General features: G+C 21.6%; 11 protein-coding genes. 1 reads left to right on the top strand and 10 read right to left on the bottom strand.

Annotated elements, in window-relative coordinates; all coding sequences use genetic code 11:
* Positions 1-448 precede the first annotated feature (448 nt).
* On the top strand, positions 449-1,282 hold the full coding sequence (locus tag Q8777_RS00175; RefSeq protein WP_318676302.1) for a Bax inhibitor-1/YccA family protein: 834 nt from the start codon (positions 449-451) through the stop codon (positions 1,280-1,282).
* 326 nt (positions 1,283-1,608) lie between these two features.
* Here the strand turns inward: Q8777_RS00175 and Q8777_RS00170 are convergent, their stop codons facing one another.
* From Q8777_RS00170 to Q8777_RS00125, 10 genes are all read right to left on the bottom strand, one after another.
* Complete coding sequence (locus Q8777_RS00170; protein ID WP_318676303.1) at positions 1,609-2,808, bottom strand: cysteine desulfurase; 1,200 nt, start codon at positions 2,806-2,808, stop codon at positions 1,609-1,611.
* 1,460 nt (positions 2,809-4,268) lie between these two features.
* Positions 4,269-5,861, bottom strand: coding sequence for an ATP-binding cassette domain-containing protein (locus Q8777_RS00165; RefSeq protein ID WP_318676304.1), 1,593 nt, complete (start codon positions 5,859-5,861; stop codon positions 4,269-4,271).
* 219 nt (positions 5,862-6,080) lie between these two features.
* Entirely contained in the window at positions 6,081-7,166 is a 1,086-nt protein-coding gene (locus Q8777_RS00160) for a DUF2130 domain-containing protein (protein ID WP_318676305.1), read from the bottom strand.
* Between the two features lie 25 nt (positions 7,167-7,191).
* Positions 7,192-8,811 carry a glutamine--tRNA ligase gene (glnS, locus tag Q8777_RS00155; protein WP_318676306.1) on the bottom strand — a complete coding sequence of 540 codons (1,620 nt, stop codon included), beginning with the start codon at positions 8,809-8,811 and terminating at the stop codon, positions 7,192-7,194.
* A gap of 96 nt (positions 8,812-8,907) precedes the next feature.
* Positions 8,908-9,909: a tRNA (adenosine(37)-N6)-threonylcarbamoyltransferase complex transferase subunit TsaD gene (gene tsaD, locus Q8777_RS00150; RefSeq protein ID WP_318676307.1), complete on the bottom strand. Its 1,002-nt coding sequence runs from the start codon at positions 9,907-9,909 to the stop codon at positions 8,908-8,910.
* Positions 9,910-10,093: 184 nt separating this feature from the next.
* Complete coding sequence (locus Q8777_RS00145) at positions 10,094-10,663, bottom strand: tRNA (adenosine(37)-N6)-threonylcarbamoyltransferase complex dimerization subunit type 1 TsaB (protein WP_318676308.1); 570 nt, start codon at positions 10,661-10,663, stop codon at positions 10,094-10,096.
* 21 nt (positions 10,664-10,684) lie between these two features.
* Positions 10,685-11,194, bottom strand: a complete 510-nt coding sequence (tsaE, locus tag Q8777_RS00140; RefSeq protein WP_318676310.1) for a tRNA (adenosine(37)-N6)-threonylcarbamoyltransferase complex ATPase subunit type 1 TsaE — start codon at positions 11,192-11,194, stop codon at positions 10,685-10,687.
* Positions 11,195-11,318: 124 nt separating this feature from the next.
* Positions 11,319-13,832 carry a DNA gyrase subunit A gene (gene gyrA / locus Q8777_RS00135; protein WP_318676311.1) on the bottom strand — a complete coding sequence of 838 codons (2,514 nt, stop codon included), beginning with the start codon at positions 13,830-13,832 and terminating at the stop codon, positions 11,319-11,321.
* Positions 13,833-13,894: 62 nt separating this feature from the next.
* On the bottom strand, positions 13,895-15,811 hold the full coding sequence (gyrB, locus tag Q8777_RS00130; RefSeq protein ID WP_318676312.1) for a DNA topoisomerase (ATP-hydrolyzing) subunit B: 1,917 nt from the start codon (positions 15,809-15,811) through the stop codon (positions 13,895-13,897).
* A gap of 317 nt (positions 15,812-16,128) precedes the next feature.
* Positions 16,129-16,577: hypothetical protein (locus tag Q8777_RS00125; protein ID WP_318676313.1), on the bottom strand; the 449-nt coding region annotated here is incomplete at its 5' end.

Below are 16,577 nucleotides of genomic sequence, written 5' to 3'. Positions count from 1 at the left end.
TATATTGCATATAATTAAAAAAATAAAAATTTATTTTGATAATTTATCTGATTAAATATTTTTATATTTTAGAATAAATTTTGTATACCTAATCCTATTATTTTAAATTTTAACTATATTTTTTTATGTTAAAATATACTTGTGTAAGTTATTTTTTAATGGAAAAGAATTTATGAAATTTGATTTATATTTCGTAAATCGACCAGATGAGTTAAATTAATATAAAAAATTCAATATAAAAATTAAAATTGTTAAATAAAAATTTAAAATTATAAACTATTTATAAATAATTATTTCATATTTTTAATAATATAATACAAATGAACTAATTTAATTTTTTAAGTTATTTTTTTGTAAATATGTAAAAATATTTAATCTTTGAATAATTTGTTTTTATATTATCAAATATAAAAGTAAAAAATATAAGAAAGGATTTTCGATATATAATATGTCTTTTTTTAAACAGAATAGTAAAAATAATAAAAATATAAAAAATAACCCTATAATAGAAAACATAAAATCAACTGTAACTAAAGAATATGGTGTTATGTATAATTCAGATATAATCTTCCAAACTTCGAAACTTTCTTCAATAGGTTTAAAAACAGCTTTTTTATTTTTATGTACCTTTATATCTTCTTTATTAAGTGGTATTTTATTTTATAAATTTCCAGTTAAAATATTAATAGAAAATCACTATTTGTTACTATTAGTAATAACTTTGACACAATTGATTTTGTTATTCAGATTATCTTTTTTGAGTTTTAAAGGTAGCATAGAAAAACAAAAAAATTTGGTTATTGCTTATGCTTTAATTGAAGGTATTTCTATCGGTATTTATATATCTATTTTAAAAATGGCAGGATATACAAATGTTTTTGAATCAGTAATGATAGCGTCTTTAACAACTTTTATTTTATTTATGATTACACATTTTCTATATTCAACAAATTTAATAAAAGTAAATAAAAAATTATATTTGTTCGCTTTCTCTTCTATAATAACTTTATTTTTTATAAACTTGGGAATATCAATTTTAGAACGTTATACAGTCACAACAATTCCTAAACCCTTTTTAATTTTTGTAGCTTTTTTTTCTTTGTTAATAGGTTGTATTTTTCTTGCCATAGATTTTCATGATGCAGAATTTTTAGTAGAAAATAGATTACCAAAAGAATATGAATGGAATGCTGCATTAGGTTTTCATATTACTTTAATTTTTATTTTTTTTCAAGTTATGCGTTTATTAAAATATTTTGGTTTTTTAAGAAGAGAAAATTAAAAAATTAATAAAAAATAAATTTAAAATATCTTTTTAAATATTGATAACATATATAATATTTTCAAAAAAGATATTACCATATTTTTTAAGAAATAAATAAAATTTTAATTTCTTAAAATAGTTATGTATTTATAAAAAAAAATATTTAATAAAATTTCTTTTTAAATTAAATATTTTTTTTTTTATAAATATAAAAATCAAAAAAATTTTATAGAATTTGATAATAAAAAAATATTATTTTATTTATCAACTGCTGTATACTTTTTAAATTATAAAAATAAGATTTGCATTAATTAACATATAAATAATAAAATTTTTTTAAATTTTTATAAAATACTATATACATCTTTTATTTTTTGTAAAGTATGTATTAATATTTCAATATCCATTTCATTATTATAAATACCTATAGAAATACGAACAGCATTGGTTTTTTTAATCTTATCCATAATTAAATGAGCACAATATCTTCCTGTTCTCACATAAATATTATTTTTCTGTAAAAAAGTTTCAATATCATGAGCATGTATTTTTTCGAAATTAAATAAGATAGTATTATAAGAAAAAGGATTCAAAATTTTAATTTTCGTCATTGATTGTAATTTTTTTTGGATTTTAATAATCAAACTTTGATTATGTTTTTGAATATTTCTAATTCCTATTTTATTTATTAATTCTAAACTTTTACCAAAAGCAATAATACCACTAATATTTAAAGTTCCTGGTTCAAATTTATTAGGCAAATCACTAAAAATAAAATTTTCACTAGTTACTTCTTGAACATTTCCACCACCCACATGAGGTGAAGAATATTTTTGAAGTAATTTTTTTTTACCAAATAAAATTCCAATACCAAAAGGTCCATACATTTTATGAGCGGAAAAAGCCATAAAATCGATATCTAATTCTTGAACATCAATAGGAATATGACCTACAGACTGAGCCGCATCCAAAATTAATATAATGTTTCTTTTATGTGCGATCTCAGTTATTTTTTTTATAGGTGTTTCATATCCAAAAGTATTAGAGATATGAGATAAAACAATAATTTTAGTTTTAGAAGATAAACTTTTGTAAAAATTAGAAATATTAATTTTATAATTTTGATCTAAATCGATAAAAACCAATTTAGCTTTTTTAACTTGAGCCAATTTCATCCAAGGCAACAAACATGAATGATGTTCTAAAACAGAAGTAACTATTTCATCTCCTTCTTGGATTAAATCATATAATATCTGTGCTATCATATTTAATGATTCAGTAGTACCTTTAGTAAAAATAATTTCTTTTTCTGTCCGAGCATTAATAAAATTAGCTATTTTTTTTCTAGTTTTTTGAATATCTTTTAAATTTTGAACTGTTTTTTTGTTTAAAGATCTTATATTCATACCATTATTAGTGTAAAAATTTAATAATGAATCAATCATAATTTGAGGTTTTAAAGTGGTAGCTGATGAATCAAAATAAACTAATTCAGGATTACTTTTAAAAATAGGGAAATATTTTCTAAATTTATTATTTGTCATAACAATAACCTAATTATTAAATTTATTTTTTAAAAATAAAATAAAATAAAATAAAAATAAAATAAATTAATTATTATATTATTTTGAAATGTTTTAATTATTTTATTTTTAAAGAAATTTAAAAAATGCACAAAATAGTTAAATAATTTCTTCTGTTAATTGAAAAAATAAAATATGTTAATTATGAATATATCCGAATTTGATTAACTTACTTATTAAATTAAGTAAATGAATAATAGGGCTCCAAAGAGCCCTCTTTATCGTATTATTTAACCCATCACAAACAAGTGATGACGATAAACACTGAAAAAAGGATAGAAACAGTTCATTAAACAAAAAAATAATGAATTACAACAGTTCCTAAAAGCGGATTTAGACGAAGTAGTTAGTCAAGATAATACCGCACAAACAAATCATTCTATGGAAAAACCTGCAATGGTCTAAGAAGAAAAGTAGATGTAATGTTCAAACCTGTTTCGCAAACTAATGAAATCGAACAGTCCAGAGTCTATCAATATAATTATTATGTATTGGATAGTTTATCAACAAATAAACCTGGAATCTCACCAAAAGTCAGGAAAGACATTAAAACATAAGTGGTTACTTTCCCTAAGGAATGAAGGTAGATAAATAGAGGAATTCGGATATTCCTAAAAGCCATTAAAGCGGAAATAAAAGACCACTCTTGCTCAAAGAAAAAGAGAATTTTAGTAATTGGGGGGAACCTAAAACATTGCGTGGAATAAAAATGCTAATTGCACTCCTGCGGATCTTAGGAAAAATAAGAACAAGGTGAAGATAAGTCAGTGACCTTTTCATAATAGGCATAAAGTGGATACGTGTTATCCAACGAGAACAGAGTCACAAGGAGAACATAGTTCAGAGGTAGTAAAACAAACCTAACAATAGAAATATTACAGGTTGCTAAATAAAAAATTATAATAGATAAACCGCGAACTAAGAGATGAAACAAAGTGATTCCAATAACTCTAAGCACTTGTTTATGATTATGTTATGACAAAAATTAAAAATTTTTTGCAAAGGACATAGAAAGCCGTATGCTTGGAAAATTGCTAGTACTGTTTAGACAGGGGGCCTTGTTTGTAATAGAGAGCAGAAAGACAAATCCTGCTTTAAAACGCAAATTATCTATCCATATAAAAAAATAATATAAAAACAAAAAAATAATCATTAATTAAATATATTTTAAAAAATAATATTTTTTTTATTTGTATATTATAAAAATGGAAATAAAGATAGCATAAAAAAACTATCTGTTAAAAAAATAATAAAATAATTTATGTATAAAATTAATAAATAAGTAAATTAAATTCTTTATGATAATTTTTCTAATAAAGTAATAGTCAATAAATATTGAAATGTAAAATATAAAAAATAATAAGATTAATTTATTTAATTAAAAAATATAAAAATATAAATAATCGATTTTTTTCATTAAATTATTTATCTAAAATAACTTCAATTACTTTCTTTTTAGCAAATTTATAAATAGGTAAAAAAGTAGATAAAAAAACAACAATTAAATTAAATACAAAAATAAATAAAATTAGCAAAAATTCATTACTCCAAAATTTATATTCTTTTTTTAAACTTTCGAACCAAATATTTAAATCAGAATTATCATTAATATTAAAATCATCTTTTATTCGTGAAATAAAATCTTTTATGAATTTCTCAAAACTTTCTGATTTTATGTTCAATATTCTAGTCCAATTAATTCTCGGCTCTGGTATAAAAATTATTATACTTAATAAGAAAGTTATTAATAAAGAAATAACAAAACCTTCAGTAAAAAAAATTTTAAAAATATCAATTCTTCTGGCTCCTAAAGCCCTTAAAATTCCTATATCTTTTTTCTTGAAAATAATAGTTTTTTTAACAAAACCACCTATTGTAAACGAAGAAATAAATAAAATAACAAAAACTAAAAAAAATAAACCAATATTAAATTGTCTGATACTTTTTGTGAAATAATTGTCCACTACATTAGAAGAAAAATTAGGGTAAAATTTAAAAAAAACATTTTTAGTACAATTCATAATTATAGAAAGCAAAGCTAAAAATAACCAAATTTGATATAAAAAAATCGAATTTAAAATATTTATAAATAAAGAAAATTTCTTTTTTTTAAAGAAACTAGTACCCATTTTCAAAGATAATGATAAAGGTAAATGACTAGAAATCTTTTTTAAACTTTTAGTTTCATAATTATTTATATTTTGATTCGTCGGGATAAACATTTTTTTATAATTATCTAAACTACTACTTTGACTAATTTTTTTTAATAATTCTTCTGTAATAACTTGACCTTTTAAATTATTTAATGAATCTGTCTGTTTTTCTTTTTCTAAATTATAATCTTTAGATAAATCAGATATAATTTTTCCATCTTTCATTTCTATTACTCGATCACCAAATGAAAAAGCACTTTCAATATCATGAGTAACTATTAAAATTAATTTATTTTTAGACATTTCTTTAAATAATTTAAATATTTTTTCGCTAGTTTCTGAATCTAAATTACCTGTGGGCTCATCACATAAAATAAAATTTGTATCTTTGATCAAAGCACGAGCAATAGCTACTCTTTGTTGTTGCCCACCTGATAACTCGTTAATAAATCTTTTTTCGAAACCTACTAAATCAACACTTCTTAATATTTTTCTCACTAAAGAAAAATCTGCTTTTTTTCCTTGCAATTCTAAAGATAAAGTGATATTTTTTTCCACTGTTAAATCAGAAATAAGATTATAATCTTGAAACACAAAACTTATATTTCCGTTACGATAGTTATCATAATCAACATATTTAAAACTACGAACAGAATTATTATGAACTAAAATATCTCCTTGATCAATAACATCAAGGCAACCTAATAAATGTAATAAAGTAGTTTTACCTGAACCTGACTTTCCTAAAAGGAATATTAACCCTTTTTCAGGTAAATCTAGAGATATATTATTTAAAATATTATTAATATTTTTAGACTTAGAATGTATATAACTCTTACTTAATTTTTCTATCTTAATCATATAAGATATTCCTTCTTTCTATTATTGAAAAAAAATAATTTTTTAATTTATAAATATTAAAAATATTTTAATATCAAAAAATAAATAACCATTCTCATCTTATATTTTATTATATTATATTATTATCTTATTTTGAAAAAAATTTTAATTTATTAATCAAAAAAAATTATTAAAAATAATAAAATAGAAAAAATTTAAATTAAAAAGTAAATAAAAAAATTATTTTTTATTATCATAATTTTCAAAATTATTTATTTGATTAATAATTTCACTTATTTTAAAATTTTTTATTTCATTAAGAAGAACTTGAAAATGATGTTCTAAAATAATTTTAATTTGTCTTTGTATATACATATAAGAATTAAGTAATGCATCTGAATTTTTTTTAATTTTTTCATTTTCTTCATAAACATTAATTAAATTTTTCTCTATTTTATTTAATAGATCATTTAAAATTTTATTTTTCATCTTTTGAAAATCAATTTGAATTTTTTTTTCTTCTTTAAATATTTCTTTTTTTTTAGATAAAGCTAAAATTAACTCTTTATTTTTATATCCTAAAGAAGTTATTACATTTAAAAAAAAAGTTAAATAAGCAGGACGAACAATAAACATATTTTTATATTTATTAACTTTTTGAATCGGAACATCGTTTTCTTGATTATATTCTAATTCGCTAACTAAAATAGCAAATTCTAAATTTTTATTATTACGATCTTTATTTAATTTTTTAAAATATTGTTCGTTTTTTTGTTTAGAAATATTATTTAATGTTTTTACTTCTGTTTTCATTTCCAAAAGAGCAGAAATCAAAACTTCGTTTTCTTTTTTATCACTATTCAAATATAATTTATAAATAAAATCTCCTTTTGTTCCGTTGATAATTTTGTTATCTTTTTCCCAAGAAATATCATTCATAATCAAAATTTGATTTTTGATTTCATTATCACACCATTTTTCTAAATTTTCTCCTATTATTTTTATGTTAAAATTAGATCTTTTTAATTGAAGTTGAAAAATTTCATCATTTTTTTTCTTTTCTAATTGAAAAAGTGATAAATTTTTTTCATATATTAATTTTTTTATTTTTTCTTTATATTTTTGTTTTATTTTCGATAAAACATCATCTTTTTCTTTTTCTAAAGATAATTTTATTTTATCTATTTCTTCTTGTTTCATTTTTTTTTGCAAAAAATTCATATCTAATTCTAAACATTCTTTTAAATCAATAATATCTCCTTTTTGGCCATCTTCTTTTAACTCTAATTCATATAAATTTTTAATAAAAACTTTGATTTTTTTCATATTCTTGAATTCTTTTAATTATTTTTTAAATAACTTTTTTTAATGAAACAATTTCGTTGAAATATTTTTTTTTATTTTTAGTTAAAATAAAAGAGAAATAACCTTTTCTAATAAATTCAAATTTTTCATATTTTGTATTAATTTTTAAACCGCCTTCGACTAAAACTTCTTTTTGAATCAAAGAATTTTTATTAAATTCTAAATGTAAATTTTTAGGAACATCCGTTTTAAAAAGTGGTTGATAAAAATTAAAAAAGTTTTTTTGAGCTGTATTCATTTCTACAAAGTGAATAGTTCCGTTAGGTTTTCTTTCTTTAAAAGAAGTACCACTTTTTGTTTGAGGATCATAAGTAGCAAAAATTTCTGTAATCTCTCCGTATTCATTTTTATTGAAACCAATAGCTTTAATAAAATAAAAATATAATAATCTTACTTCTCCATTCAAAAATAATTTTTTAGATTTTTCATCTTTTTTTTGAATTTGAAAATCTTTTTTTTCAATATAAATATGTTTAGAAAAAAAAACATTTCTAGAACCTAAATTCAAATTACTATGAAAAGGAACTTCTCTTGTTTCTATTTGTCCCTCGGGATAATTTATTATTGTTACTTTTAATGGTTCTTCAACTGCCATTACTTTTTTAGTTTTTTTACGTAAATCATTCCTTAAACAAGAATTTAACATATTTTGATCAACATAATTATTATTCTTAGACAAACCAATTTCAAGTATAAATTTTTTGATAGATTCAGGCGTAAAACCCCTTTTTTTTATACCTATCAAAGTTGGTAATCTAGGGTCATCCCAACCTTGAACTAAATTAGAATTAATTAAAAAATTTAAATTTCTTTTGCTTAAAACTGTTTTGTTAATATTTAATCTTCCGAATTCTATTTGAGATGGTTGATGTTCCATTTCTGTTTCTTTTATAATCCAATTATATAAAGGTCGATGATCTTCAAACTCTAAAGAACATAATGAATGTGTAATTTTTTCAATTGAATCTTCCAAAGGATGAGCATAATCATATGAAGGAAAAATAAAATAATGTTTTTTTTTTAAAGTATATGCATCTAGAATTCGATATAAAACAGGATCTCTTAAATTAATATTAGGATTTTTCATATCAATTTTAGCTCTTAATACTCTTGAACCTACTTTAAAAAATCCTTCTTTCATTTTCATAAATAAATATAAATTTTCTTCTTTACTACGTTCTCTATAAATAGAATTATGACCTGGTGTAGTTAAATCTCCTCTTTGTTGTTTTATTTCTTCTGCACTAGAATCATCAACAAAGGCTAATCCTTTTTTTATTAATAAAATAGCTCTTTTAAAAAATTCTTCAAAATAATCAGAAGCATAAGAAATTTTATGAGGTTTATAACCTAGCCATTGAATATCTTTTAAAATAGCATCTGCATAATTTTGTTTTTCATTTAAAGGATTAGTATCATCATATCTTAAATAAGTTTTTCCGCCAAAATAAAATGCTAATTCAAAATTAATAACAATCGAACGAGCATGCCCTAAATGAAGAAAACCATTTGGTTCTGGTGGAAAACGAGTAATAACTGTTTGATATTTTTTATTTTTTAAATCTTTTTGAATAATATTTTTGATAAAATTATTTCCTTGGAACATTTTTTATAAAACAATACCTTATTAATATTTTAAATTTTCATAATTAAAAAATATTTTTTCCTATAAAAATTATATTATCTTTCATAATTATTATTTTTAAAAATTACTTAAAGATAAATTAGGTTTACCAGTTAAATCATATCTTTTCATTCCTTTATAATTACTAAATATATTTTGAAAATAAGCAGCAATACCAATCATTGCAGCTTGATCTGTACAATATTGAGGAGAAGGAACCACTAATTCTAAATTTGAAAAATTTTGTCGAAAACTTTCTTTTATAAATTTATTAGAAGCTACTCCACCAACAATTACTAATTGATTAGAAGGGAACAATGATAAAGCTCTCTTTGTTTTATGAATCAAAACATCTGTAATACTTTTTTGAAAAGAAGCACAAATATCATTGATAAATGGCTTTATATCTTTTTTTTCATTAATAAAATTAATAATTTGACTTTTTAAACCTGAAAAACTAAAATTTAAATTTTTATTTTTCAAATAAGGTCGAGAAAATGAAAAAATATCTTTACCTTTAAGAGATAATTTTTCAATAGCAGAACCGCCAGGATAACCTAAATTTAAACTTTTAGCTATTTTATCATAAACTTCTCCTACAGCATCATCTAAAGTTGAACCAATTTTTTTAATTTTAAAATGTTGAGTAAGATACAATAGCTCAGTATGACCACCTGAAATTAAAATAATTAAAGAAGGAAATTTTAATTCATACTCTATTTGAGCAGCATAAAGATGTCCTATTAAATGATTAACTCCTATTAAAGGTTTATCGTGAATATATGCTAAAACATTTGCAGCATTAATACCAGCAAATAAAGAACCAATCAAACCAGGACCTTCTGTAACAGCTATTAAATCAATTTGTTGAATGGTAATTTTAGCTTTCTTTAAAGCTTCTTTAAAAATAAAATTAATAACTTCTACATGTTTTCTAGAAGCTATTTCGGGTAATACACCACCAAATTTTTGATGATATTTAATTTGAGAAAAAACAACATTAGATAAAACTTTTTTTCCGTTTTCGGTAACAGCGATACTAGTTTCATCACAACTAGTCTCAATTGACAAAACAATCATATACAGATAAAAACCTAATCTCTATTTTTTAACTAAGCATAAATATTTATTTAATTTTGTAATGTAAAATATTACAAAAAATTAATAAAATAAAAAAAATATAAGTTATAAAGAAATTAATACTTTAATTAACATCTTTATAATGTATCATTTTTAATTATTTTTTTATTTATAAAACAATTTTTTAATAATGAATATAATAATTAGGAGTTAAAAAATAAATATTTTTCACTTTTTTCATATGAATAAAAATTTCTGAAACAGAAATATTAAACTTTTGGGATCCTAATAATAAATGATTTTCAAAATTATCCAAAAAAATTTTTTCATAAATATTTTCAGATAAAATAATTTTTTTATTTTCTAAACTTAAACTATAAAAAAAATTATTTTTAGCATAAATCATAGGCGTTATTTTGTTTTCTTTATACCCGCTTGATAAAAGTATTAAACTACTAATTTTAAATAAAGGGATCTTTAATTCTAAACTTAAAAATTTAGAAGTCAAAACTGCTAATCTACTCCCGACATAAGAACCTGGCCCAATTCCAACAATAATACCTGCTAAATCTCTTAAAAAAAAATTGTTATCTTTTAATATATTTGAAATTAAGACAACCATTTGAGAAACAAAATTTTTTTTAATTAGATTAGTTTTTATATCAATTATTTTTTCTGATGTGCTTAATATTACTAATTGAAAATCAGCCGAAACATCTAAAATAATATATTTAGATTTTTGAAAATGATTCATAAAATAAAAACCTAATTTTTCTTAAAAAATTTCAAATTTTGATAATTGTGTATTTTTTTTTATGGAAAAATATCTTTTTGTACTATTTAAAAAATCAATTTTGACATAAAAAAACCAAAATGGTAAAAAAGAATTCATATCTTGATCTGTCTCAATAACTAAAATATCTCCTTTTTCTACATTTTCTAATATTTCTTCTATTTCCATTAAAATATTATTATTTTTTTTACTTTCATTATTTAAAAGTCGATATAGATCTAAATGATGTAATTTATGTCTATTATTTTGATAAGTTTTGAACAAACAAAAAGTAGGACTATTAATATTTTCCCTAATACCTAATTGTTTCGCTATTCCCTTAACAAAAACAGTTTTTCCTGAACCTATTTTTCCTTCTAAAATAATAATATTTTTTTGTTTTTTTTGATTATTGGTATTTATAATTTTTTGACATAAAAAAAAACCTAATCTGCGAGTTTGCAAGGCGGAAAATGTTTTTTTATAAAAAAAATCTTTTTTAATATTTTCCATATTTTTAAGAACCCTATTTATTTGAAACAAATAATAAAAAAATCATATTTATATAAAAAAATAATATGATTTTTTAATATTTTAAATCAAAAAAATATAAATTATTTTATATTAATATAAAAATTTAAATTATATCTTTTTCTTTTTTGATAACTACAACATTAACTAATTTATCACTTTTATTTAAATCAAAAAGCTTAATTCCTTGAGTTAATTTAGATTTGCGAGTTGGTATTTTATCATCATTAACTAATCTAATAACTTTACCACGATCAGAAATTAAAATTAATTCATCATTAAAAGAAACAGTTTTTAAAGCAATTAATTTTCCATTCTTATCAGTAATTTTTAAAGTTTTAATACCTTTGCCAGCTCTTTTTTGAATTCTATATTCGCTACTTTTATTTTTCTTTCCATAACCGAATTCAGTTACAACTAAAATATCTTGTGTATCGGAATAAACAACAGCTGCTCCTACTATATTTTCATCAGCTCCCAAACGCATCCCAATAATACCGCTTCCTGTTCTACCAGTTTTTTTAATAGATTTTTCATTAAAACGGATGGCTTTTCCTGAAGAACTAGCTATAATAATATCTTGATTACCTAAAGTTTTCAAAACTACTAAAACTTCATCATCAGGTTTTAAATTAAAAGCGATTTTTCCATTATTTTGAATTTTATCATAATCTTTAATGCTGTTTCTTTTTATTAACCCTTTTTTAGTTATAAAAATTAAATAATTATAATCTTGTTCATTGTATTCACTTATAATACTAGTTATAGAAGTTAAAAATTCATTTTTGTCCAAATCAATAAGATTAATTAAAGGCAAACCTTTGGATTGGCGAGAATAATCAGGTATATCATAACCTTTCATACGATAAACTTTACCTTTATTAGTAAAAAACAATTGGTAATCGTGAGTGGAGGTAATAACTAAATGTTCAACAAAATCATTTTCATTCATTACTATTCCGATGACACCTTTACCGCCTTTTTTTTGTTTTTTATAAGTTTCTAAATTTAAGCGTTTAATATATCCTTTATTGGTAACAGTAATTAAAATACGTTCTTTATTAATTAAATTTTCATTAGATATATTCAAATCTATATCTTTTCGGATTATCGTTTTTCTTTCATCTTGAAAAATATTTTTTAATTTAATTAAATCTTTTTTTAAAATTTGTTCTTTTTTTGTTTGAGAATTAATAATATCTTCGCATTCTTTAATTTGGAGAATTAAACTTTTTTCTTCTTTTTTAATTTTTTCTATTTCTAAATTAGTTATTTTTTGTAAACTCATTTCTAAGATATATCTACTTTGAGTTTCATCAAAATTATATTTTAAAATTAACTTTTCACGTGCTTCTTTAACATTAATAGAATTTTTAATTAATTCAATTGCTTCATCAATATCATTTAAAACAATGACAGCTGCTTGAATTAAATGTTTTTTATCCAAAGCATTTTTTAATTCAAACTTTTTTTGACGATTAATAATATCAATTCTAAAAGAAAAAAAAGCTTCTAAAATTTGTTTTAAATTAACTAATTTAGGTTTTTTATCAATTAAAACAATCATATTAAAATTAAAAGAAATTTGAGCTCGAGAATGTTTATATAAATTATTCAAAAAAACTTTGGGATTAACATCTTTGCGTAATTCAATAACAATTTTAATACCTTGACGACTAGAAGATTCATCTCTTAAATCAGTTATGCCATCTAATATCTTATTTTTATGTAAATAAAAAATATTTTCAATCAAATTACTTTTTTTAATTTGATAAGGAATTTCGGTAATAATTATTGAACTTTTATTTTTTTCAGAAGTAACAACATTTATTTTGGCACGAAGAATAACCCTTCCTCTGCCTGTTTCATAAATTTCTTGTAAATTATCAATATCTAAAATTTCTCCTCCTGTAGGAAAATCAGGTCCTTTAATATGTTTTAATAAACCAGAAACCGAAATTGATTTATCATCAATATAAGAAACTAAAGCATCAATAACTTCGCCAAAATTATGAGAAGGAATATTAGTCGCCATTCCTACTGCAATTCCTGTAGAACCATTAACTAAAAGATTAGGAAAACTAGTAGGCAAAATATTAGGTTCTTTTTCACTATTATCATAGTTATTTACAAATTCAATCGTATTTTGATCTATTTCTCTCATTAATTCTGTTGCTAATTTAGACATACGAACCTCTGTATAACGCATAGCTGCAGCAGCATCACCATCAATCGAACCAAAATTACCATGACCATCCACCAAAGGATAACGATAATTAAAATCTTGCGCCATTCTTACCATAGCTTCATAAATACTAATATCTCCATGAGGATGATATTTACCTATTACATCTCCTACAACCCTAGCAGCTTTTTTATAGCTAGATTGATGAGAAATGCCTAATTCTTTCATACTATACAAAATTCTTCTTTGTACTGGTTTGAGACCATCTTGAATTTCGGGTAAAGCTCTAGAAATAATAACGCTCATAGCATAATCTAAAAAAGATTTTTCCATTTCTTCGTTAATATTTACTTTTTGAACATTCCCGATATTTTGTTCCACATTAACTAAATCTAATTCATTAATAATAGAATCGTTTTTTTTTTTATTTGACATAATTTATTAATATCGCCTTTTTTATATATTTAATATTTCGTTAGGTAAATAAAAAACCAAATTTAAATATCTATATCCGCTTTATAAGCATTTTGTTCTATGAATTCTTTTCTTTGATCCACTAATTTACCCATTAATTTATCGAAAACTTCATTAGCTTCTTTAATATCTTCTAAATGTATTTTTAACAAAGTTCTTTTTTTAGGATCCATAGTAGTTTCCCAAAGTTGTTCAGGATTCATTTCACCTAATCCTTTGTATCTTTGAGAAGAAATTTTTTTATTTTTAGATTGAAGTTGTGTTTGATATTTTTTGTATTCTTTTTCATTATAAAAATACTTAATTTCTTTATTTGATTCTACTACTTTATATAGAGGCGGTTGTGCAAAATAAATATAACCATTTTCAATCAAAGGTTTTAAATTTCTGAAAAAAAATGTTAAAAGTAAAGTTCTTATATGAGCACCATCGACATCAGCATCAGTCATAATAATAATTCTATTATAACGAGCTTTACTTAAATCAAATTCTTTATCAATTCCTGTTCCAATAGCCTGTATTAAAGAAATGATTTCGTTATTACTTAAAACTTTTGCCAAGTTTGATTTTTCTACATTAATAATTTTTCCTCTTAAAGGTAAAATTGCTTGAAATCTAGAATCTCTTCCTTGTTTAGCTGAACCACCAGCTGAATCACCTTCCACAATATATAATTCAGATGTTTTAGGATCTTTATTATAACAATCAGTTAATTTAGAATTAAAATTTAGTAATTCTAAAGAAGTTTTTTTTCTAGTTATTTCACGCGCTTTTTTAGCAGCTATTCTTGCTTTCATAGCTAATAAACATTTTTCAATTATTTTCTTAGCTTCGTGCGGATTTTCTAATAAATATGTCTCAAAAACATCTCCAAATGTTTTAGATATAAATTGTCTAATTTCGGGATTTCCTAATTTATTTTTTGTTTGTCCTTCGAATAAAGGATTAGGATGTTTTAAAGAAATAATAACTAAAATTCCTTCTAAAGTGTCTTCACTGATTAAACTTGTTTCTTTTTTAAGAATATTTTTATCTTTAGCATATTTATTTAAAATTCTATTTAAAGCTATTTTAAATCCTTCTTCATGTGTTCCGCCTTCTTTAGTAGGAATGTTATTCACAAAAGAATAAATATTTTGACTATAATTTTCAGAATACTGAAAAGCAATTTCATAAAAAAAATCATCACTAAAATATTCTTTATAAAAAATATTATTCAAGTTTTTTTTATTTTTATTTAAATACTCAATATATTCTTTGATTCCGTTTTTGTAATGAAAGTGAAATTCTTGATGAGGTTGCGTTGTTTGATCGATAATATTTAATTTTATTTTTTTATTTAAAAAAGATATTTGTTGAATTCTTTCTTTTAAAACATCCAATTTATAACGAAATTTTTCCATATTTTCAAATATTGCCGGATCAGGAGTAAAACTAATTATAGTTCCTCTTTTTTGAGTAACTCCTTTTTTTTCTAAAGGAGTAATGGGAATACCTTTTTCATACATTTGAAAATATATTTCATTATTTATATGAATTTCTACACTAAACCAAGAAGACAAAGCATTTACAACAGATGCACCTACTCCGTGTAATCCACCTGAAATTTGATAATTTTGTTTATCAAATTTTCCGCCTGCATGTAAAGTAGTTAAAATGGTTTCAACAGCTGGTTTATTAGTCTTAGGGTGAATATCAACAGGAATACCTCTCCCGTCATCTGAAATACGAATAACATTATTATCTAAAATTTCTAAAGTAATTTCGCTTGCAAATCCTTCTAATGCTTCATCAATAGAATTATCTATAATTTCCCATACTAAATGATATAACCCTTTTTCAGAAGTACTACCGATATACATTCCAGGTCTCATTCTGACAGCTTCTAATCCTTCTAAAATTTGAATGCTATCAGCATTATATTTCTTATTGTTTATCATTTATTAAATATTAAACTCTCCTTTTGAATTCAATGAGCAATTATAGCATTATTTTTTTATGATATTTAAAATATTTTAAATATATGCCACCATTATAACATAAAAAATAATCTTCTAAAAAGGTCTTTATAATTTATTATTAATATATATATTAAACAAAAAAATAGACAATATCATAATATATCCTAAAATATAAATAAATATTGTCTATTTATAATTTTTTATTATTATCTATTTTAAAATTGTTTTTTTAATTCATTATTAAGATCAAAAAATTTTGAAAATAATTTTATATAATACCGTAAAAAAACATTTATCTATTTCCAAGAGAACAATTTCCTAATACTAAAATTTTCTTTAAATTGAGTAATTTCATCTTTTATTCTTTGCACTATAGATTCCTTTAAATTTTTTATTTCTAAACTTATTTCATCCGAAATTTGGTCTTTTTTGTCATTTATATTAACAAATAAACTATCAACGTTTAAATTCAAATTATCAGTAATAGAATCAAATTTTTCTTGTAATAAATCTTTTGTCTTTTGTGAAATTTCATTAATTTCTTTTTCTAATTTTTGATCGTATTTAGAAACTTTTGATTCTAAAATTTTATCATATTTTTTGACAAATTCTTGAATATTTAAATTCAAATTATCAGTAATAGAATCAAATTTTTCTTGTAATAAATCTTTTGTCTTTTGTGAAATTTCATTAATTTCTTTTTCTAATTTTTGATCGTATTTAGAAACTTTTGATTCTAAAATTT

It is taken from the genome of Candidatus Phytoplasma stylosanthis (assembly GCF_032886435.1).
In the GTDB taxonomy this organism is placed as follows: Bacteria; Bacillota_I; Bacilli_A; order Acholeplasmatales; family Acholeplasmataceae; genus Phytoplasma; species Phytoplasma stylosanthis.
The sequence above is the reverse complement of the archived record's forward strand: the minus strand, read 5'-3'. Positions and strand labels throughout refer to the sequence as shown.